Here is a 19,383-nt window from a genome sequence, read left to right on the forward strand (position 1 = left end):
GAGAGCTGTCGCTAACTCTTCTCCCACATGCCTTCCATCACCACCTCCAGTAAGTGCTGGTCCGGATCCCGGAAGTAGAACGACAGGAAGCCGCGGCCCCAATCGTACTCCTGCTCTACGGCTATACCTGCCTCCTCTACTGTGCGCTTCCAACCATCGTAGTCATCCCGGCTTACCTCAAAAGCCAGGTGTAGCTGGCCCGAGCCGTAGTGCGGTGGCAGGGTCCCTCCTTTTTTGGAGGCCTCGGGCAGGAAGCACAGCAGTACCGACTCTCCAGCCCTGAAAAAGATGTGCCGGTCCTTCACCTCCCCGATCACAGGCAAACCTAACTTGCCATTATAAAACCGGCGGCTGCGCTCCAGATCCGTCACATACAGGCAAGTTTCTTTTATTTTTTTTATCTCCATCGCTACACATTGAAAACATTCATCCGGCAAAAAAACAGGTATTTCCAGTTTGTACGCAACCACAGGGCTTTTGCTTTCCGTTATACCTAGGCGCACCTACTTCTATTAAATAACGCTATGAAGCTTATGTTGAAAATACTCGCCTTTTTCATACCTGTCCTGGTAGTCCTCTTTTACTTTTTAGGGCGCCCCTTCGATACCAACACAAGCGCATCCCCAGCAGCCGGGAAACTAGTCAGACTGGCGAAATTACCCTCTCAGGTGAGCGAAAGCTCAGGCGTTGAGTTTATACCTGAGCGCGACGCCTACATCACCCACAACGATGCTGGCAATAAACCATACCTCTACCTGGTGGACCGCAAAGGAAAATTGCTTGAGACCATTAAACTTAGCCTCCCTAATGTAGATTGGGAGGACCTGGCGCGCGACAGCGATGGCAACATCTACATAGCAGACACGGGCAATAACAACAACAAGCGCAAGGAGTTGGCCATCTACAAACTCCAACTCGACAAGCCGGATCAAATAGAGGCCATTCGGTTTACCTACGAAGATCAGAAGAAGTATCCGCCCGCTGAAAAAGACATGAACTTTGATGTGGAGGCCATCTTCTGGCAAGGCGGCAAGCTATACCTGGTATCGAAGGACAGGGGCAAAAAAGTAACGGCCAAGGTATACGAGCTCCCCGACAGCGGCGGGCAATACAAGGCCAAACTGCTGGGCAGTCATAAACTGGGCGTACCGGTAACTGGCGCAGCCAGCAATGCCGATGGCAGTGCTGTGGCGCTTGTGAGCGAGGGTGCCCTACATGTTTTCAGCAACGTGGACAACCCAGGCTCCTTTTACAAAGGCGATTACCAGAAAATGGGTATTAAAAAAGCTGGGCAGACAGAGGCTGTGGCCTTTGAAAATGAAAACACGCTGGTGATCACGAGCGAAGACGGCGGCTTGTTCAGGTTTAGCCTGAACTAAGGGCGTATACTTCCCCAAAACCAAACGGCCAGCATTACTGCTGGCCGTTACTATTTCTGTGTCGTTTCTCTATTTCCGGGCAACCTGCCGTGACGACTTCCCTCCTGGCAAGGCTGGCTTTGGGTTCTGCCATACTCTGAAAAGGATGATCAAACCGGCAATGATCAGCGGGATGCTCAACTGCTGCCCAATGTTTAGCGCCATCGTCGCCTCTTTTTCTACCTGCACTTCTTTCAGGAACTCTACCAGGAAGCGGAACGTGAACAGGGCCGTCACGAAAATACCGAACAGCAAACCTTTAGGCAGTGCCTCTTTGTATTTTTTCCAAAGCCAGTACAGCAGCACAAACAGCACAAACACACTGAACGACTCATACAACTGCGTAGGATGGCGCGGCACGTGCGAGTACTCGCTCTGGCGCACGAAAATAAAGCCCCACGGCAGGTCAGTCGGTCGCCCGAATATCTCAGAGTTCATCAGGTTGCCCAGTCGGATGAGCGCGCCACCGAGGGCCACCACGATTACGATCCGGTCCAGCACCCACATGTAGTCGAAGTTGTGATTGCGGCTGAACAGCCATAGCGCCAGCAGAATGCCAATGGTAGCACCATGACTGGCCAGTCCGCCTTCCCAGATCTTCAGTATTTCGATCGGGTTGCTCAGGTAATACTCGGGCTGGTAGAACAAGGTATGGCCCAGGCGCGCGCCTACCACCGTGCCCACGATCATGTACAGGGTGATGATGTCCACATCGCCTTCGGTGCGGCCCTCTGCCACGTAGATTTTGGTCAGGATGCGTTGGCCAAACACGAACGCCAGCGCGAACAGGAGTCCGTACCAGCGCACCTCGAAGGCCCCAATGGAGAAGATGGAAGGACTTACGTCCCAGGTAATATAGTTCAGGATGCTCATATACAGCAGTATGGTTCCGCCAAAGTTACAATATTTAGCAACTCCAAAAAACCAGCACCTGTCAGGTGTAGGTATATTTATCCACAGGTAGAGCCACCTAAGCAAAAGGCACCAGCCTACCTTGCGCTCGCAGGTATAGGCTGGTGCCTTTTACAGGTAAAGGCTGCCTCCTGTTATTTCAGCTTGCTCAGCTCCTCCCGGAAACCACCGCTCAGGATCGGGTAACGGAGCCAGCTGCGCGGATCCAGGTTATAGTCATCGAGGTGGAAGCCCGGGGCGTAGCGCTCGCGTTTCCATTGGTTGCGCGACCACAAGGTATAGAACTTGTGCACATACGCTTTCAGGGAGTCAACCGGCGCTACGTTCTCTTTCTCTAACTGATCCACCACCTGCTGCGGCGATAGGCGGTCGTGCCAGGCCAGTCGCTCGATCATGTTGAGGATTTCGTAGGGCATCAGGTCCTTTTCGTCCGTCTGGTTCTCGGAAGAAGGGCGCAGCTCGGCGGTAGGCTGCAGGTTGTTTACGTAATCCAGCCCCAGGTAGCCCAGCTCCTCCTGCATCCAGATAAGGAACTGGCGGATGAAGGATTTGTCTATACCTGCTATCGGGGAGATGCTGCCGGCCGTGTCGCCATCCATGGTAGCATAACCCACCGCTGCCTCACTTCGGTTGGAGGTTGCCAGCAGCAGGGCATTATTGATATTGGCTAGCATCCAGATAGCGGGGGCGCGCACACGGGCCTGAATATTCTGCAAGGTCACATCGTCGTGCTCCCAGGTCAGCTCACGCGAGAGCGCTTTTTCTATTTTGGAGGTATAGCCCTGCACTTCGTCGTCGATGGTCCAATCATAGAACACGGCCCCAATCGACTCGGCCAACTCTTTGGCAGAGGTATAGGTAGCGTCAGAAGAGTTAACGGTACCCTGATAGGCACAGGTTAGGATGCGGCCTACAAGTTCCTTTACCACACGTTCCTGCGGCAGCTCCTCGAAGCACTCAGCGTCCTCCAGCGAGAACATGCGGGCTTTCGTCACAAATCCGGTCACGCCCAGGCTATCGACACCGCGGCGCACCATTTCGGCCACCGCCACCGCACAGCACGACGAGTCGGCACCCCCGCTCAGCGACAGCACAAAGCCTCGGCTGCGGCTCTTGCGCATGTAGTCGAACAGGGCCAGGCTCAGAGCGGCGATCAGCTCGGCATTCTCATCGATGGGCGGCAGGTACTCAATTGTCTCGGCAATTTCGGGGTTGGGACCAAAGCTCACCTCTGCACATTCCAGGTCCACGTCTTTGAAACACAGCAGCTCGTTACGTCGAATCAATTTGCCGTTCTGGGCGATCAGTACTTCCCCGTCAAAGATCACACGGCCTGACTCATTTCCAAGCAGGTTCGCATACAGGTAAGCGCATTGATATTTTTTGGAAGCCTCTACTACGAGGCGGTGGCGAAGGTCGGTTTTGCTTAGGGCAAAGTGGCTGGCACTCGGATTCAGGATCAACTGCACGCCCTTCTGCATGTGGCGCTCAGCAGGGCGGTTCGGTCGCCAGGCGTCTTCGCATATCTCAAAGGCATACTTCACGCCTTTCTCTTCATACACCAGGTCGCCGATCGGGTAGCGCTTTCCCTTCATTTCAAACTCGTCCACCACATCGGCAGGCCACGGTGTGAACCAACGCGGTTCGTAGTGTATGCCGTCGCGGGCAAGGAACTGTTTGGCGGTAAAGCCTACGATCTCTTTATTTTTGATGACACAGGCCGTATTGAATACCTCCTGCCCAATGATCACATGTACACCCAGGCACACTGTCATGTTATCGCACCACTCCTTTACCTGAAGCAGCTTGTCGAACGTCTCTTCAGCAAACCAGGGGTGCAGAAACATGTCTTCGCAGCCGTAGCCTGTAATGCAAAGCTCAGGCAGCAGCAGGATGTCCACGTTTCGGGTGCTTGCCTCGATGATGGCAGATCGGATATTGAGCAGGTTGGCTTCCCAGTCAAGCGGGGTCTGATTCAGGGCGGCCCCGGCCAGTATCAGTCTTGTTTCTTCCATAGTGTGTTCTCTAACGCAACAATACGGAAGCAAGTTAAGCTTTGGCAGCCAAATAACGAACGCTTAAGCCTAAACAGGTATAGCCTGATGCTCAAACAGCCCAATAAGTAATAAAAGGAGGTAAAAGGAAGGGTTGGGTCGGATGCGCGTAGAATCAGGTCAAAAGTGTTTCGCCCTTAGCTGATATTCAGCACATCCAATGCCTTTTCGGCGGCAGCCTGGTCGGCCTTTTTCTTGGAGAGGCCCACGCCCACGGCCACTGGCTTATCGTTCAGGTAGATCTCGCAGGTAAACTCGGTGGTATTGCCCTGGTTCTTACGGTTCACGATCTCAAAGCGGATCTCGGCATTCTGGCTTTGCGCCCACTCAATGAGCTTACTTTTGAAGTTGGAGGTTGTGTTGACCAGTTTGTGCAGGTCTATGTGCGGCTTGATGAGCTTGCCCAGGATAAACTGCCGGGTTGTGGTATAGCCTTTGTCCAAATATATTGCGCCCACCAGCGCCTCCAGTGCGTTGCCGTGCACTGATTTGTGACGTGTGCCCTGTCCCCCGGAAGTATCGACTTTAACGAGCAGGTTCAGGCCTATTTTGATGGCAATATGATTGAGTGACTCACGGTTCACGATCCGTGAGCGCATCTCTGTCATAAAGCCCTCGTCTTCGTAAGGAAATTTCTTGAAAAGCAATTCCGCGACCACCGTACCTAACACCGCATCGCCCAAAAACTCCAGTCGCTCGTTGGTATCGTGCTTGCTGGCCAGGTTTTGACGCGCAAAGGACGTGTGTGTGAGCGCCAGTTTGTACAGGCGTATGTTGTCGGGTGTGCTGCCAATAATTCCGGAAATGGCGCGCACTAACTCTCTATCCTTGGTAAATAGGCTGTGATAGAAGCGCCGTACTGGTTTTATTGGACCAAACACTTAGTCGATAAATTGACGGAATAAAACGGAAGTATTGTGTCCACCGAAACCGAAGGTGTTGCTCAACGCCACTTTCACTTCGCGCTCCTGCGCTTTGTTGAATGTAAAGTTAAGACCTGGGTCAAAACTCTCATCATCTGTAAAGTGGTTGATCGTAGGCGGCACCAGGTTGTTTTGGATCGACATGATCGCGGCGATCGCCTCGATCGCACCTGCCGCACCCAACAAGTGACCTGTCATTGACTTGGTCGAGCTGATGTTGAGTTTATAGGCGTGGTCACCAAAAACTGTTTGGATGGCTTTCACCTCGCTGATATCTCCGAGTGGCGTAGAAGTACCGTGCACGTTGATGTAATCTACCTCCTCTGGTTTGATGTTGGCATCGCGCAGCACGTTTTTCATCACGTTCAGGGCACCCATTCCATCCGGATGCGGCGCTGTGATGTGATACGCGTCTGCGGACATACCGCCACCGATCACCTCGGCGTAGATTTTGGCGCCACGTGCTTTGGCATGCTCGTACTCTTCCAGGATAAGGGCACCTGCACCTTCACCCAGCACAAAACCATCGCGGTCTTTGTCGAATGGACGGGAGGCTGTTTCCGGAGAGTCGTTGCGCTCTGAAAGGGCTTTCAAGGCATTGAAGCCTCCTATACCTGCTTCGGTTACAGCCGCCTCTGAGCCACCGGTTACCACCACATCGGCCATACCCAGACGGATATAGTTAAACGAGTCGATGATAGCGTTGGTAGCAGATGCACAGGCAGAAACCGTTACGAAGTTAGGTCCACGGAAGCCGTACTTAATTGAAATGTGTCCGGCGCTGATGTCCGCGATCATCTTCGGGATGAAGAAAGGATTGAATCGCGGCGTACCGTCACCGTTGGCAAAGTTCACGCACTCCTCCTGAAAAGTACGCAGACCGCCAATGCCAGAGCCCCAGATCACGCCTACGCGGTCGGGGTTGACGTTCCCCTCGATCAGGTTCGCGTCCTGAACCGCCTCGTCAGCCACCACCATGGCGAACTGCGAGAACAGGTCCATTTTACGCGCTTCCTTACGGTCGAAGTAATTTTCAGGATCGTATCCCTTTACTTCACAGGCAAACTGGGTCTTAAACTTACTCGCATCAAAGCGTGTAATAGGCGCAGCTCCACTCACACCATTGGCAAGCCCGTTCCAGTACGCTGCAACGTTGTTTCCAAGTGGGGTGAGTGCGCCAAGCCCTGTAACTACAACTCTCTTAAGCTCCATAAGCTGTTAGTAGAGGATAGATAGTAAAAATTACTTAATACAATAAGGTAATCGGGGTTATATTACTTTGCGTGCTCTTCCAGGTAGCTGATCGCCTGACCTACAGTGGCAATGTTCTCAGCCTGGTCATCTGGAATAGATACGTTGAATTCTTTCTCGAATTCCATGATAAGCTCTACTGTATCCAGTGAATCTGCGCCAAGGTCATTTGTGAAGCTAGCCTCTGGAGTAACTTCTGACTCTTCAACACCAAGCTTATCGATGATGATAGCCTTTACTTTTTCTGCGATTTCTGACATTTTTTCTTATAGTTTATTAAAACACTGTGCAAAGAAATGTAATTAGGCAGACAATGTCAAAAAAAATTGCTGTATTCGGTAAGTGATAAAAGTTTTTGACTTAAAGGTCGTTTTCCGATGCCATGTTTATAAATTTGCAATTACGCTGTTTAGTAGCCCATGAAAACACTGCACCTGGACATTGAGTATGATTTCGGCTTCGCCCTTTTTGGCGTGGTGGCTTCATGCCGCGATTACAAGATGGCCTGGTCGCTCAACCGCCTGCTGAGCCTAAACCTTACCCGCCAGCAGGACCTGTGCTACGAAACGACAGACCGGCAAAAGATGTACATCTCGCATTTTGAGCACCACGACTTCCATAGCACTGTGCGGCTGTTCCGCAACAGAGCGCTGGGTATACTGGCTTCCAAAAAGCCCTTTATGCTGCCCGATGTAAAGGAGTACGATTATATTCTGCAGATTACAGGGGCGCTGCAGCATTACCTTCATCCGCAGGAACTCCTAAGGAGGCTTCAAACCCTGCCCATGATTCAATACACGAAACAATTCGACCCACTTACACTTAAGAACAAGGAACACTTATTATTCTGATATATGAAGATAGTCTTCAACAAGACCAAAGTACTGGCCACTGTTGGCCCTGCCAGCAATACCTTTGACCGTCTGCTAGCACTGGTGCAGGAAGGCGTAGATGCATTCCGCCTGAATTTTTCGCATGGAGAACACGAAGAACACCTGCAGGTAATAGAGCACATCCGCGAATTAAACCGTCGCTTCAACACCAACGTCTGCATTGTGCAGGATTTGCAGGGTCCGAAGATCCGCATTGGCGAAGTGGAGAATGGCGGCGTAGAAATAAAAGAAGGGCAGCGCATCTTGCTGCGTTGCGACGGTTCCGTTAGCAACCACGAGCACCTGGGCACCAGCTATACCGCCCTGGCCAAAGACGTAAACCCAGGCGACACCATCTTGCTCGATGATGGCAAGCTGGAACTGAAAGTAGTCTCTACTGATAAGGAATGCCTTGTAGAGGCCGATGTGAAATACGGCGGCGTTGTAAAACCCCGCAAGGGCATTAACCTGCCCGACTCTTCGGTATCGGCCCCTTCCATGACCGAGAAAGACATCCGTGACCTGCACTTCGGGCTGGACCATGACATTGAGTGGGTCGCCCTGTCTTTTGTTCGTAAGGTAGAGGACGTAATGGAGATCAAGCGCATCATCAAAGAGCGTGGCAAAGACACCCGTGTGATCGCCAAAATTGAGAAGCCAGAGGCTATCCGCAACATCGACGCCATCATTGCCGCTGCCGATGCCCTGATGGTGGCCCGCGGCGACCTGGGCGTTGAGACAGGTATGGAGCGCGTGCCGATGCTGCAGAAAATGATTGTGGAGAAGTGCAACAAGGCCGCCAAACCGGTAATCATTGCGACCCAGATGATGGAGAGCATGATCGTGAATCCAAAGCCGACCCGCGCCGAAACCAATGACGTGGCCAATGCCGTGATCGACGGTGCCGACACGCTGATGCTAAGCGCCGAAACAGCAGTAGGTGCTTACCCGGTTGAAACGATCCGTTCTATGAACTTAACCATTAGCGAAGTAGAGCGTCAGGCCGAGATCTTCAACAAAACATACATCCTGAACCCGCACTCACAGACGTTCTACAATGACAGCCTGGTAGCAAACGCCTGTAACCTAGCCCGCGATACTAACGCCCGCGCCGTGATCGGCATGACCAAATCAGGGTATACCGCTTTCCAGCTGGCGAAGTACCGCACGAAGGCCGACATCTTTATTTTCACAGAGAACGAACGCTTGCTCAACACACTTAACCTGGTATGGGGGGTTCGCGGCTTTTATTACGACAAGTTTGAGTCTACTGACGCCACTATTGAGGATATCAAGCAGATGCTCCTGAAGGCAGGTTACCTGAACAAGGGCGATGTGTTCATCAATACGGCGAGCATGCCGATCTATGAGCAGAAGCGCACGAACATGATTAAACTGAGTATCGCCTAGTTTTAGGCTAATACCTTTTCAAAATCCTGCGGTTGACGTATCAGCCGCAGGATTTTTTTATTTAAAGGGGATTTTCAATTGGAGTTCTGTGATACCTGGAGGTATAGCGTAGTTTGCTTCTCTGTTGTGATGCCTTAAGTAGCTGCATCGTGTTCATGGCGCGAGCGTCTACATATCCCTGTTTAGCGGGGCCCTCGATCACCAAGATCCTTACAGGATGACAAAACGGAAGTATGAAAAGTCCTCCTTGGGGGTAGGGGCCCTCGACAAAGAGGGGGGCAGGGGGATGACGGTATTGTTAAACTATACAGCAGCTACAGCGACTATAGCTGAGAAGTGGCAGCTAAAGGTTCCATCCCTTAGACAAGGAGGGGTTAGGGGGTGGTTCGGCCCGGCCTAGCGTTGGATGGCATTTATTTACAAGTATGCAATCACTAAACTCAACGATCCATACCTGCATGATTGAACAATCAAAAGGGATGCCCGGAGGTGAATCCCAACTTTTGAACGTTCCTGACTGAAAACACAAAAAGCCTTACACGCATGTGTAAGGCTTCGGAAAGGTATTCCAGCAAAAAACTAGGCTGCAGCCAGGCCGTTAACGAACTTAGCCAGTTTCGACTTGTTGTTAGCAGCTTTGTTTTTGTGGATGATGTTTTTCTTTGCCAGACGGTCAAGCATAGAAGAAACTGTCTTGTACAGTTCTTGCGCCTCGGCCTGGTCAGTAGTGCCTTTCAGCCTTTTGATGAAAGTACGAGTAGTTTTCGCCTGATATCTGTTACGAAGACGTTTCGCGTCGTTAGATCTGATTCTCTTTAATGCCGACTTGTGATTAGCCATGTTATTTTATACTAATTAAAATTTCGTTGCGTATCCTAAATGAGTTTGCAAAGATATATTCTTTGAAATTAAATTCCAAAGCCTCTCCACTATAAAAAAAGCCCGGTCAGGTATTTATCCGTGTGCTGGAATCAATCCGGCCTAAATACTTAATCTTAGCTGGCCCAAAATTACACTTAATTAGCCCGAATACCATAGCACAGTTGACTTTCTTTCTGCCGTTTGCTATTAATTGTCAGCTCCGGCGTTTGTCTAATGCTTCAACCCGTAAAGCTCACAGTAAACAGAAAAGCCTGAGTCCACAGCTTTCGCCGCAGCCCCAGGCTTGCTCTTCAACTAAAGGCTAGCTTAGTTGTTTCTTCTTTCTACGTCGACATCCACATCGATATCACCGATGCGCTTCTGTACCTTGTCTTCTGTGCGCTTCCAGCTGTCTTTCACTTCCTGCCACTCGCGCTTGGCTTCATCATCCCAGGTATCGCTTTTAGCGTCCAACTCAGCTTCTCGGCGGTTGTATTCCGCTTTCATTTCACGCCACTCTTCTTCGGTGGCTGTCTCGGCGCGAGAAGACTGTTCATCTACCCATACCGCAAATTCATCGTATTCGCGCTCGGCTTCTGCACCGGTTTCGTTCATTTCTACCTGCGCTTCGTCAATTTCGCTGTTCGTTTCGGTGCGGGTTTCGGAATTACAGGCAAAGGTAAATGCACTAACTGTTAGCGCCATACCTAGTACTTTCAGATTTGATTTTATATTCATCTTGTAATTAGCATTGGTTATAATGCCTTATACGACACTGTTAGCATTTGGAATATAAATATTCAAAGTAAAGCATATAAATGTATAGCATTCTGCTATATAGTGTTGTATGGGATTCTATTGCCCACCTTCTTCCGGCTCCACTTCAAACTCCGGTTCTTCATCAGTGGCCCTGAACCTGGTATTGGCCCGACCGACTGTCTCCTGCCACTGGGTGCGCACTTTTTCCCACTCCGCTTTGGTCTGGTCGTCCCAGTCGGCGCTGCGTTTCTCTATTTCGGTGGCTTTGTAGTTGTACTCCGCCTCCATCTCATTCCATTCCTCTTCAGTGGCTGTCTCGGCCCGTTTGCTGTTCTCGTCTACCCAAGCCGAAAATTCCTCTACCTCCCGATTGGCACTATGCCGTGTTTCGGAAGTACAGGCCATTACCAGGCACGCCAGCAGGCAGGCCAGCGCGCACGATTTTATATGTTTCATAAACTTCATCTTCTTCTGTTCTGTTAGTGTTCTATAGAGAGTACGACAAAAGCGGCCCACAGATAGGGCAGTAAATATAGAAAGACTGTAATTTTGAATTTTTCGTATTAATTACAAATACCCTTACGCTCCATGCCGATCCTACCATCCCTGCACAAACCTCCCTTTTACCTGTTCAACGGGCATATCCAAACCATTGTGCCTAGTTTGTTCCGGCAGGTGGAGGGCGTGTACTATCATCGCGAGCGGCTGACCACCCCCGACGACGACTTTATCGATGTGGACTGGTCGCGCGTAGAATCCCGGTCGCTGGCCATCCTTTCGCACGGGTTGGAGGGCGACTCGCACCGGCCTTACATCATGGGCATGGTGAAGGCTCTGAACGAGCGCGGTGTAGATGCGCTGGCCTGGAACTACCGTAGTTGCAGCGGCGAGCCCAACAAACTCCTCCGCTCCTACCACCTGGGTGCCTCCGACGACCTCGACTTTGTAGTGCGCCACGCCCTCGGCAAAGGAAATTACGACACCGTATACCTGATCGGCTTCAGTGCAGGCGGCAACATCAGTCTGAAATACCTCGGCGAAAACTCGGGGCAAGTGCCTGCGGAAGTGAAGCGGGCAACTGTTTTCTCGGTGCCGATCGATCTCAAAAGCTCTGCCAGTCGCATCTCCAAGATCTATACCCAGCGCTTCTTAAAAACGCTGGGCCAGAAGCTGGAGCAGAAAAAAGAAATGTACCCGGATGCGCTCGATCTCAGTAAGTATAGTTTGTTCTGGTCGTTTCCGGAGTTCGATAACAAATACACGGCCCCGCTTCATGGCTTTGAAAATGCAGACGACTACTACAAACGCTCCAGTAGCAAACAGTTTCTGGAAAGCATACAAGTGCCAACCCTGCTAGTGAACGCTAAAAATGACCCTTTCCTGACAACCTCATGCTTTCCGTTCGAAGAGGCCAGGAAAAACCCATACCTATACCTGGAAACACCCGAAGGAGGCGGCCATGTAGGCTTTGCCGAAGATTTCAGGAACAACATTTACTACTCAGAGGCCAGGGCCGTGCAGTTTTTGCTGGAGGGAGTGTAATGAAATGTTAAATTGTTGATGGTTGAATTATTGCTTTTTATTGTCAATATCTAGCCCATTATAAAAGGGTAATCTATACCTATTAAACTCAATCGCTTGAGACAAAACAATCAGCAACTAACAATCAACAATTTTTAAGGCATCGGTACTACTACAACCTTCTTCGTCTCGAAGAACTCTTCTGAGAAGTAGTCTTTCAGGTCGTAAACCTTCGTGATCAGGCCAGACTCGGCTATTTCTTCGTCCAAATCGCCCCCTTTGAGGTAGTAGATACCTTTATTAGGTATAGCCTCTTTCTTGAAGCTGTTCATCACCCATGGGTAGAAATTGGCCAGCCGGGTGACGGCGCGGCTCACCACGAAGTCAAACTTTTCGCGTACCTGCTCGGCACGGGTATGGGTGGCGGTTACGTTATGCAGGTGCAATTCACGGGCAATCTCCTGCACTACGTGTATCTTTTTGCCAATAGAGTCTACCAAATGGAATTTAACTTCCGGAAACATAACCGCCAGTGGTAGTCCCGGTAGTCCGCCGCCGGTGCCTACATCGAGCACATGCGCCTGCGCCGGAAACTGGATCACCTTGGCTATACCTAGCGAGTGCAGGATGTGGTGCTCCCCGATATGCTCCATGTCCTTGCGCGAAATCACATTGATCTTCTCGTTCCACTCGCGGTACAGCTCGGCCATACGCTCATATTTTTCCAACTGGTCCTCGGTAAGCTCCGGAAAATAACCTGACAAAAGTGTGCGGATGGAGATGGACATGGTTTCAGTTTAGAAGTTAGAAAGTTTAGAAGTTAGAGAGTTGAATGGTTTGAAAGTTGAGAAGTATAAAGCAAAATCAATTAACTTTTCACTTTTCTAACTTTTTACCTTTCTAACTCAAAACAAGGTATAGTATACCTGCCACAACAGCTACCACCACTACTACAGCCAGGGCCATGAACATATCGAAGAGCAAAACCAGGCCGGCGTTGCGGTACTGACCTTGGTACTTGCGGTGCAGTTCTTGCTCAGCCTCTGCCCGCTTTCTATGGCGCAGGTGTAGGTGCAGCTTCCCCATTCCTACCAGTATGGCTTCGCGCAGGTTTCGCATAGACTGTGTTTGCAAGGTATAGGTGTTTTGCTGGTGGTGCCCCATTACAGGTATAGGTATTGCAAAAATATGAAATAAGTACGGAAATCAGCTAAAATATAAAGCCCCTGCCGCACAAAGCAACAGGGGCTCTAAAAACGTAATCAATATTTTTGTGATTGTTAATTGATAATTGTTGATTGTTTTCCGGATTAATCGTGTTGTGATCCAACAATTAACAATCAGCAATCAACAATTAAATAAGGTGCTTCTTATTCTTCACCATGTCATAGAGCAGCTCGCGGGCGCGGTGAAGCTGGGCTTTTACGGTGCCGAGCGGGGCGTTTAGTTCTGTGGCGATCTCTTCGTAGGACAGTTCGTTGAAGTAGCGGAGCGTTACCAGTCGCTGGTACTTTTCTGGCAGCTTGGCCACCACGTACTGCATGATTTCGATCTTCTGGTTTTTGATCGCCTCTTCCTGCGGGTTCAGGTTCTTGTCCTTAAAGTCAATCGTGATCTCGTCTCCATTGTCAATCTTAATGGCCGAGTCGATGCTCATCGTCTTGATGCGGTTCTTGCGGATAAAGTCGATACAGTTGTTGGTGGCAATGCGGAATAGCCAGGTACTGAAGGCATACTCCGGGTTGAATTTATGCAGGTTGCGGAAAGCCTTGGCAAAAGCCTCTATGGTCAGGTCCTCGGCATCGTCGGCGTTGCGCACCATTTTGAGAACCACGTGGTATACCGGCTTCTTGTAGATGCTCATCAACTCAGCATAAGCTTTCTCGTCGTTTTCCTCAACAGCCGCCTGTATCAGCTTGAAATCGTGCTTTGCTTTTGCGGAGAATTGTTTGTTTACTTCCATCTGATTCGTTTGTTCAATACTACGGATACCCCAAGGAGCAGGTAACTAAAAAAATAGGCAATATCGAGCAGCGGTAACAACGGCAAAGAAACCCCTTCGTCTAATCTGCGCGCCACACTTAAATAGACCGGAAACACCACCAGGTAGCGAACTCCGATCAGTGCAGCCAATATAGTCAAATGGCTATTTAGAACAAGAAGAATAATTACTAGCGTGTAAAAAAGAATGTTGGATGAAATAAAAGTCCCTATCCTTCCTCTGTCTGCCGCATTGTACTGCCTGCCGGCGGCCATGTGCCTCCTTTTTTGTATCAGCCACTCCCGAAACGTCCTTTTGGGAATGCTGACTGTTTGCCCTTCCTTGCTGATAACAATGCTTGCTTTACTATTGTTGACGGCATCTCTGACAAAAAGATCATCGTCGCCGCCAGTAGTCTTGATATGAGATGCAAACCCCTTGTTCCTAAAGAAACATGACTTAGTATACGATAAGTTTCGGCCAACGCCCATGTAAGCGTGTCCTTTGTTTGCATGAGACAGATACTGAATTGCGGTCAGTAAGGTTTCATACCGGATCAGATGATTGAGGAAACCGCCCAGCTTTTTGTAAGGCGAGTAACCGATAACTAGGTCAGCACCAGCAGAATAGCCGCTCTGCATTTTTTCGATCCATCGGTCGCTGCAAGGGCGGCAGTCCGCGTCCGTGAACAGCATGTGTTCGTAACGGGCCGCGCGTATACCTAAAGCTAACGCGTATTTCTTCGAATTGAGATATTCCGGTGTCTTTTTAATCGTCACCACCCGGAAATTCGGGAACTGGCGCTCGAGCTCATACACGTAAAATTCTGTGTCATCGGTTGAGCGATCGTTTACCAGGATCACCTCGAACTCGGGGTACTGCTGGTCCAGCAGCATGGGCAGAAGTTCAAATAAGTTATCCTGCTCATTGTGCGCCGCCACAATCACCGACACTGGCCGAAGGGTGTCCGGCTCCGGGTCTTTATACCTGCTCAGGGGCAGGAAATAATACAAAGCATAAAAGAGCTGCACCAGCACGCAGAAAGCCAGCACTGCCAGGAGTATAAGTGGAATCAAATCTTGTTAATGGTTGAATTGTTAACTGTTAAATTGTTGAAGGCACTACATCTTAAATCGCACATACTGCTACAACTTATCTAACAACCAAAAATAGGTATAATTAGGCCATTTACGAACATCTTGTCGATTTAATAATCTTTTATGTTTTGTGGCATTGCGCTTTGTATCTTTGCAGATTATTCCGATAACCATTTAGCAAAAAACAGGGGCCTTTGCGCCGCTTCAGCTTTGGCTTGCTGCTTATAGCATAGCGCGCTGACAATCACAGACCATGCAGTTTTCATTAGTAGCAAAAGATATACAGTCGAAGGCTCGCGCCGGGGTGGTGCAGACCGCACACGGCGCCATCGAAACCCCAATCTTCATGCCCGTAGGTACAGCTGGCACCGTGAAAGCGGTTCACCAGCGCGAACTCAAGGAAGATATCAAAGCTGAGATCATTCTGGGCAACACCTACCATCTCTACCTGCGCCCGGGCCTGAACATACTCGAGCAGGCCGGTGGCTTACACAAGTTTAACGGTTGGGACCGCCCGATACTAACCGACAGCGGCGGCTACCAGGTGTTCTCGCTGGCCGGCACGCGCAAAATCAAAGAAGAAGGCGTCAAGTTCAAATCGCACATCGATGGCTCTACGCTCAACTTTACGCCGGAGAATGTGATGGACACGCAGCGCACCATCGGGGCCGACATCATCATGGCGTTTGACGAGTGCACCCCCTACCCGTGCGACTATACCTATGCCAAGAACTCAATGGAGCGCACCCACCGCTGGCTGCAGCGCTGCGTCGACCGTTTCGACAGCACCGAACCTAAGTATGGCTATGACCAGACACTCTTCCCGATCGTGCAGGGCAGTACTTACAAAGATCTGCGGGTGCAATCAGCGGAGACGATTGCCAGCTTTGGCCGCGAAGGCAACGCCATTGGCGGCCTATCTGTGGGCGAACCAGCCGAAATGATGTACGAGATGACCGAGATCGTGTGCGACATACTGCCAGCTGACAAGCCGCGTTACCTGATGGGTGTGGGCACGCCGGCCAACATTTTGGAAAACATCGCCCTGGGTGTGGATATGTTCGACTGCGTGCTGCCGACCCGCAATGCCCGCAACGGCATGCTGTTTACCACGCAGGGCGTCATCAACATACGCAACCAGAAGTGGGCCACCGACCACAGCCCGATCGATGCGGAACTAGGCGGCTATGTGAGCACGTTCTACAGCAAGGCCTATCTTCGCCACCTGATACACAGCGGCGAATACCTGGCCGGGCAGATCGCCAGCGTGCACAACCTGACGTTCTACCTATGGCTGGTAAAACAGGCCCGCCAGCACATTATTGCCGGCACTTTCCGCGACTGGAAAGACGTGATGGTGAAGAAACTGATGGTAAGGCTTTAAGTTAGAAAGTTGGGAAGTCAGAAAGTTAAAAAGTTGTTTTCTGTTGAGAACTTATAACTTTCGATCTTTAATTTCATTTACTTTTTAACTTTTTAACTTTTTAACCTTCTAACTTAAGACAACGGCTTGAAGCTAATTGACAAATACATCCTGAAGAAGTTCCTGACCACGTATGTGTTCACGGTGCTGATCATGGTCGCGGTGATCCTGGTGATTGACTTCACCGAGAAAAACGACGACTTCATCAAGCACAGTGTGCCCATCTCCGAGATCATCTTCGACTACTACATCCACCTGATTCCGTTCTACGCCAACATGTTGAGCCCGATCACCGTGTTTATTGCCACGGTGTTCGTGACCTCTAAAATGGCTTCGCATACCGAAATTGTGGCTATTCTGAGCGGTGGCGTTAGCTTCAAGCGTTTTCTGGTGCCCTACCTGATCGGAGCGACTATCATTGGCGCTTTGATCTTTGCGCTCATCGGCTGGGTTATCCCGAACTCGAACAAGGAGAGTGTGGCTTTTCAGGTGAAGTACGTGAAGAGCCCCTTTACCTACGACAGCCGCAACATCCACCTCAAAATAGCGCCTGACACCTACGTGTACATGGAGAGCTACAACAACACGGCGCACGTGGGGTATAACTTTGCCATGGAAGAGATAAAAGGCACCAACCTGAGCAAAAAGCTAACTGCTAACAGCATACAGTGGAACCCGGAGCGGCAAAAGTGGAGTGTAGACCGCTATACCCTGCGCACCTTCGACGGCGAAAATGAGAGCATCTACCACGGCGGCGCGCTGGACACAACGCTCAATATGCTTCCCAAAGATTTTGAGAGTACTTACAAGCTGGAGCAAACTATGACGCTGCCGGAGCTCAACCGCTTTATCCAGGAAAAAGTCAACCGGGGCGCTGACGACATCGAAACCTACCTGATCGAGAAATACGAACGCTACAGCTATCCTTTCGCCATTATTATCCTCACGGTAATTGGTGTGATCGTGAGTGCCCGTAAGGCACGGGGTGGTGTAGGGATGCAGATTGCGCTGGGCTTCTTCCTGGCCTTCGTGTTCATTATCTTCGTGATCACGAGTCGCAGCCTGGCCCAGGTAGGCGACCTTAATCCAATGTATGCGGCCTGGGTGCCGAGTATTATTTTCACAGGTATAGGATTCCTTCTTTACCGTTATATTCCACGCTAATGCCGCGTCTCAAGGATTTTATCGAGCTCCATTTCATTGTCTTGCTATGGGGTTTCACCGCCATATTAGGCAAACTGATTACCATACCTGCGGTTGAGTTGGTTTTCCTGCGCACGCTTATCGCGGCACTGGCATTGGGTGCCATCATTTACCGGCGCAAGACGCCCTTCTGGCTTGGCCGCAACAACATGTTCATCATCATGGGGGTCGGGTTGATGATCTCGGCGCACTGGATCCTGTTTTTCGCATCGGCCCGCATCTCGTCGGTTTCGCTGTGCCTGGTAGGTATGGCAACCTGCAGTTTGTGGACGGCCTTGCTCGAGCCCGCCTTCACCAGCAAAAAGCTTAAAGTTCACGAAATCCTGCTGGGGCTGCTAATCCTGTTGGGGCTTTATATCATTTTTCAGGCTGAAACGGAGTTTGACAACATGCTGGGAATCGGCATGGCCGTGGGTTCTGCGCTGCTCGGCGCCATCTTTACGATCATCAACGCGCGTCTGGCTAAGAAACACCCATCCACCACCATTACCGCTTATGAAATGGCGGGCGCCTGCCTTGGCACCGCGCTGTTTTTTCCTGTTTATGCCGACCTGTTCACAGAGACGGGGTCGCTGAGCTTTGCCATGAATGGCATGGACTGGGTATACCTGCTGGTATTGTCGTTGGTGTGTACGGTGTACGCCTATACGGCTTCTGTCAGGCTGATGCAGAAAATCTCGGCCTATACCATGAACCTGACCGTGAACATGGAGCCGATCTATGGTATTCTACTGGCCTGGCTCATTTTCAACGAGAACGAGCAGATGACCTCCAACTTCTACATAGGGGCGCTGGTTATCCTGATCAGTGTGTTCATCCACCCGGTGCTGGACACCTACAGCGAGCGTCGCAAGAAGTTAAAGCAGACCTTTCCAGAGCAGGTAGTGGCCGGGAAAGAATAGGTCTGTGGGTTCTTCCTTAAACAAGCCATATATGGCCGAGCCTGATCCGGTCATGGAAGCATAGTCGGCACCTGCGCCGTACAGCTGTGCTTTTATACCTGCCAGCTCCGGGTAGCGCGGGAAGAGCGCTTCTTCAAAGTCATTGTGGAGCATCTCTTTCCATACCCTTACATCCTGCTTCAGGTACATCTCGATGCCACAGCTTGGCCTTTTGGGCGTAATGTTGCCATACGCTTCGGCGGTTGTGATATGGATGCCGGGGTATACGATTACACAGGTATAGCCGCTCAGGTCAAGCTCAACCGGCTGAAACACATCCCCCTTTTCAACTGCGATCACCGGTTTATTCCGGATAAAGAAAGCACAGTCGCTGCCGAGCTGGCGGGCATAGTTTTCGAGCTGGTCTTCGTTCAGGTTTAGGTCAAACAAGCCATTGAGCTGTTTCAAGGCAAAAGCTGCATCGGCCGAGCCTCCTCCCAGCCCCGCTCCCATCGGGATAACCTTGTGCAGGTGCAGGTGCACAGGTGGTAACTTAAAGTCCTGCTGCAGCAGGCGATAGGCTTTCAGGCACAGGTTGGTGTCCGGGTTGCCGGGCACGGGCAGGCCGCTCATCGTAAACGTCTCCTTTTCGGCTGGCACGATCTCCAGCGCATCGCACCACCGCACCGGGTAGAAACACGACTCCAGGTTATGAAATCCGTCCGGGCGCTTCTCCGTCACGAGCAGTCCCAGGTTTATCTTAGCATTCGGAAAATCCAGCATAGGTATGATTGTTTATCTGCCTTGGAGACCTCCA

General features: G+C 50.7%; 21 protein-coding genes. 7 read left to right on the forward strand and 14 right to left on the reverse strand.

The genetic code is table 11. The features are described from left to right. Positions 1 to 11: 11 nt before the first annotated feature. Complete coding sequence (locus BD749_RS07370; protein WP_101443771.1) at positions 12 to 407, reverse strand: VOC family protein; 396 nt, start codon at positions 405 to 407, stop codon at positions 12 to 14. A gap of 126 nt (positions 408 to 533) precedes the next feature. Here BD749_RS07370 and BD749_RS07375 point away from each other — a divergent pair, with 126 nt between their 5' ends. After that, positions 534 to 1,379, forward strand: coding sequence for a hypothetical protein (locus tag BD749_RS07375; RefSeq protein ID WP_245868895.1), 846 nt, complete (start codon positions 534 to 536; stop codon positions 1,377 to 1,379). Positions 1,380 to 1,448: 69 nt separating this feature from the next. Here BD749_RS07375 and lgt read toward each other — a convergent pair whose 3' ends face one another. The 5 genes from lgt to BD749_RS07400 all read right to left on the reverse strand — a co-directional run bounded on the left by lgt (position 1,449) and on the right by BD749_RS07400 (position 6,818). After that, positions 1,449 to 2,291: a prolipoprotein diacylglyceryl transferase gene (lgt, locus tag BD749_RS07380; RefSeq protein WP_101443773.1), complete on the reverse strand. Its 843-nt coding sequence runs from the start codon at positions 2,289 to 2,291 to the stop codon at positions 1,449 to 1,451. Between the two features lie 173 nt (positions 2,292 to 2,464). After that, complete coding sequence (gene nadE, locus BD749_RS07385) at positions 2,465 to 4,345, reverse strand: NAD(+) synthase (RefSeq protein WP_101443774.1); 1,881 nt, start codon at positions 4,343 to 4,345, stop codon at positions 2,465 to 2,467. A 176-nt stretch (positions 4,346 to 4,521) separates the two neighbouring features. Continuing rightward, positions 4,522 to 5,199, reverse strand: a complete 678-nt coding sequence (gene rnc / locus BD749_RS07390; protein ID WP_245868897.1) for a ribonuclease III — start codon at positions 5,197 to 5,199, stop codon at positions 4,522 to 4,524. 66 nt (positions 5,200 to 5,265) lie between these two features. Further along, entirely contained in the window at positions 5,266 to 6,519 is a 1,254-nt protein-coding gene (gene fabF / locus BD749_RS07395; protein WP_076669842.1) for a beta-ketoacyl-ACP synthase II, read from the reverse strand. A 62-nt stretch (positions 6,520 to 6,581) separates the two neighbouring features. After that, the gene (locus tag BD749_RS07400; RefSeq protein WP_007659745.1) at positions 6,582 to 6,818 is read right to left on the reverse strand and encodes an acyl carrier protein; all 237 of its coding nucleotides are present in this window, start codon (positions 6,816 to 6,818) and stop codon (positions 6,582 to 6,584) included. 159 nt (positions 6,819 to 6,977) lie between these two features. Here BD749_RS07400 and BD749_RS07405 point away from each other — a divergent pair, with 159 nt between their 5' ends. Together BD749_RS07405 and pyk are read left to right on the forward strand one after the other, a co-directional pair. Next, entirely contained in the window at positions 6,978 to 7,409 is a 432-nt protein-coding gene (locus BD749_RS07405) for an IPExxxVDY family protein (RefSeq protein WP_101443776.1), read from the forward strand. 3 nt (positions 7,410 to 7,412) lie between these two features. Next, positions 7,413 to 8,840 (forward strand): pyruvate kinase, encoded by a 1,428-nt coding sequence (pyk, locus tag BD749_RS07410; protein WP_101443777.1) that lies wholly within the window; start codon positions 7,413 to 7,415, stop codon positions 8,838 to 8,840. 579 nt (positions 8,841 to 9,419) lie between these two features. On the opposite strand, the gene rpsT is transcribed toward pyk, so the two are convergent. The 3 genes from rpsT to BD749_RS07430 form a co-directional block, all read right to left on the reverse strand. Further along, positions 9,420 to 9,680, reverse strand: a complete 261-nt coding sequence (rpsT, locus tag BD749_RS07420) for a 30S ribosomal protein S20 (protein ID WP_007659742.1) — start codon at positions 9,678 to 9,680, stop codon at positions 9,420 to 9,422. Positions 9,681 to 10,028: 348 nt separating this feature from the next. Further along, positions 10,029 to 10,439: a hypothetical protein gene (locus BD749_RS07425; protein WP_101443779.1), complete on the reverse strand. Its 411-nt coding sequence runs from the start codon at positions 10,437 to 10,439 to the stop codon at positions 10,029 to 10,031. Positions 10,440 to 10,556: 117 nt separating this feature from the next. Further along, complete coding sequence (locus BD749_RS07430) at positions 10,557 to 10,916, reverse strand: hypothetical protein (RefSeq protein WP_245868899.1); 360 nt, start codon at positions 10,914 to 10,916, stop codon at positions 10,557 to 10,559. 132 nt (positions 10,917 to 11,048) lie between these two features. Here BD749_RS07430 and BD749_RS07435 point away from each other — a divergent pair, with 132 nt between their 5' ends. Next, on the forward strand, positions 11,049 to 12,002 hold the full coding sequence (locus tag BD749_RS07435; protein WP_101443781.1) for a YheT family hydrolase: 954 nt from the start codon (positions 11,049 to 11,051) through the stop codon (positions 12,000 to 12,002). Positions 12,003 to 12,136: 134 nt separating this feature from the next. Here the strand turns inward: BD749_RS07435 and rsmG are convergent, their stop codons facing one another. The 4 genes from rsmG to BD749_RS07455 all read right to left on the reverse strand — a co-directional run bounded on the left by rsmG (position 12,137) and on the right by BD749_RS07455 (position 15,038). Continuing rightward, positions 12,137 to 12,769: a 16S rRNA (guanine(527)-N(7))-methyltransferase RsmG gene (rsmG, locus tag BD749_RS07440; protein WP_101443782.1), complete on the reverse strand. Its 633-nt coding sequence runs from the start codon at positions 12,767 to 12,769 to the stop codon at positions 12,137 to 12,139. Between the two features lie 112 nt (positions 12,770 to 12,881). Beyond that, positions 12,882 to 13,145: a hypothetical protein gene (locus BD749_RS07445; protein ID WP_245868902.1), complete on the reverse strand. Its 264-nt coding sequence runs from the start codon at positions 13,143 to 13,145 to the stop codon at positions 12,882 to 12,884. Positions 13,146 to 13,335: 190 nt separating this feature from the next. After that, positions 13,336 to 13,944: an RNA polymerase sigma factor gene (locus BD749_RS07450; RefSeq protein WP_007659731.1), complete on the reverse strand. Its 609-nt coding sequence runs from the start codon at positions 13,942 to 13,944 to the stop codon at positions 13,336 to 13,338. Continuing rightward, positions 13,935 to 15,038 carry a glycosyltransferase gene (locus tag BD749_RS07455; protein ID WP_101443783.1) on the reverse strand — a complete coding sequence of 368 codons (1,104 nt, stop codon included), beginning with the start codon at positions 15,036 to 15,038 and terminating at the stop codon, positions 13,935 to 13,937. The genes BD749_RS07450 and BD749_RS07455 overlap by 10 nt, the downstream gene beginning before the upstream one ends. 274 nt (positions 15,039 to 15,312) lie before the next feature. On the opposite strand from BD749_RS07455, the gene tgt reads away from it, so the two are divergent. From tgt to BD749_RS07470, 3 genes are all read left to right on the forward strand, one after another. Then, entirely contained in the window at positions 15,313 to 16,443 is a 1,131-nt protein-coding gene (gene tgt / locus BD749_RS07460) for a tRNA guanosine(34) transglycosylase Tgt (RefSeq protein WP_101443784.1), read from the forward strand. Between the two features lie 126 nt (positions 16,444 to 16,569). Next, positions 16,570 to 17,646 (forward strand): LptF/LptG family permease, encoded by a 1,077-nt coding sequence (locus tag BD749_RS07465; protein ID WP_101443785.1) that lies wholly within the window; start codon positions 16,570 to 16,572, stop codon positions 17,644 to 17,646. After that, positions 17,646 to 18,587 (forward strand): DMT family transporter, encoded by a 942-nt coding sequence (locus BD749_RS07470; RefSeq protein WP_101443786.1) that lies wholly within the window; start codon positions 17,646 to 17,648, stop codon positions 18,585 to 18,587. Before BD749_RS07465 ends, BD749_RS07470 begins: the two co-directional genes overlap by 1 nt. Here the strand turns inward: BD749_RS07470 and ispE are convergent. Next, the gene (gene ispE / locus BD749_RS07475) at positions 18,543 to 19,349 is read right to left on the reverse strand and encodes a 4-(cytidine 5'-diphospho)-2-C-methyl-D-erythritol kinase (protein WP_101443787.1); all 807 of its coding nucleotides are present in this window, start codon (positions 19,347 to 19,349) and stop codon (positions 18,543 to 18,545) included. The two genes, BD749_RS07470 and ispE, sit on opposite strands and share 45 nt — an antisense overlap. Positions 19,350 to 19,383: the final 34 nt, after the last annotated feature.

It is taken from the genome of Pontibacter ramchanderi (assembly GCF_002846395.1).
Lineage (GTDB): Bacteria > Bacteroidota > Bacteroidia > Cytophagales > Hymenobacteraceae > Pontibacter > Pontibacter ramchanderi.

Excerpts from the sequence above, each read along its gene's own strand:
- BD749_RS07405 (WP_101443776.1), top strand. The coding sequence starts at position 6,978 with ATGAAAACACTGCACCTGGACATTGAGTATGATTTCGGCTTCGCCCTT.
- BD749_RS07400 (WP_007659745.1), bottom strand. The coding sequence starts at position 6,818 with ATGTCAGAAATCGCAGAAAAAGTAAAGGCTATCATCATCGATAAGCTT.
- BD749_RS07375 (WP_245868895.1), top strand. The coding sequence starts at position 534 with ATGTTGAAAATACTCGCCTTTTTCATACCTGTCCTGGTAGTCCTCTTT.
- rsmG (WP_101443782.1), bottom strand. The coding sequence starts at position 12,769 with ATGTCCATCTCCATCCGCACACTTTTGTCAGGTTATTTTCCGGAGCTT.
- BD749_RS07430 (WP_245868899.1), bottom strand. The coding sequence starts at position 10,916 with ATGAAACATATAAAATCGTGCGCGCTGGCCTGCCTGCTGGCGTGCCTG.
- rpsT (WP_007659742.1), bottom strand. The coding sequence starts at position 9,680 with ATGGCTAATCACAAGTCGGCATTAAAGAGAATCAGATCTAACGACGCG.
- BD749_RS07425 (WP_101443779.1), bottom strand. The coding sequence starts at position 10,439 with ATGAATATAAAATCAAATCTGAAAGTACTAGGTATGGCGCTAACAGTT.
- pyk (WP_101443777.1), top strand. The coding sequence starts at position 7,413 with ATGAAGATAGTCTTCAACAAGACCAAAGTACTGGCCACTGTTGGCCCT.
- fabF (WP_076669842.1), bottom strand. The coding sequence starts at position 6,519 with ATGGAGCTTAAGAGAGTTGTAGTTACAGGGCTTGGCGCACTCACCCCA.
- BD749_RS07470 (WP_101443786.1), top strand. The coding sequence starts at position 17,646 with ATGCCGCGTCTCAAGGATTTTATCGAGCTCCATTTCATTGTCTTGCTA.
- BD749_RS07370 (WP_101443771.1), bottom strand. The coding sequence starts at position 407 with ATGGAGATAAAAAAAATAAAAGAAACTTGCCTGTATGTGACGGATCTG.
- BD749_RS07450 (WP_007659731.1), bottom strand. The coding sequence starts at position 13,944 with ATGGAAGTAAACAAACAATTCTCCGCAAAAGCAAAGCACGATTTCAAG.
- BD749_RS07435 (WP_101443781.1), top strand. The coding sequence starts at position 11,049 with ATGCCGATCCTACCATCCCTGCACAAACCTCCCTTTTACCTGTTCAAC.
- BD749_RS07445 (WP_245868902.1), bottom strand. The coding sequence starts at position 13,145 with ATGGGGCACCACCAGCAAAACACCTATACCTTGCAAACACAGTCTATG.
- lgt (WP_101443773.1), bottom strand. The coding sequence starts at position 2,291 with ATGAGCATCCTGAACTATATTACCTGGGACGTAAGTCCTTCCATCTTC.
- tgt (WP_101443784.1), top strand. The coding sequence starts at position 15,313 with ATGCAGTTTTCATTAGTAGCAAAAGATATACAGTCGAAGGCTCGCGCC.
- ispE (WP_101443787.1), bottom strand. The coding sequence starts at position 19,349 with ATGCTGGATTTTCCGAATGCTAAGATAAACCTGGGACTGCTCGTGACG.
- nadE (WP_101443774.1), bottom strand. The coding sequence starts at position 4,345 with ATGGAAGAAACAAGACTGATACTGGCCGGGGCCGCCCTGAATCAGACC.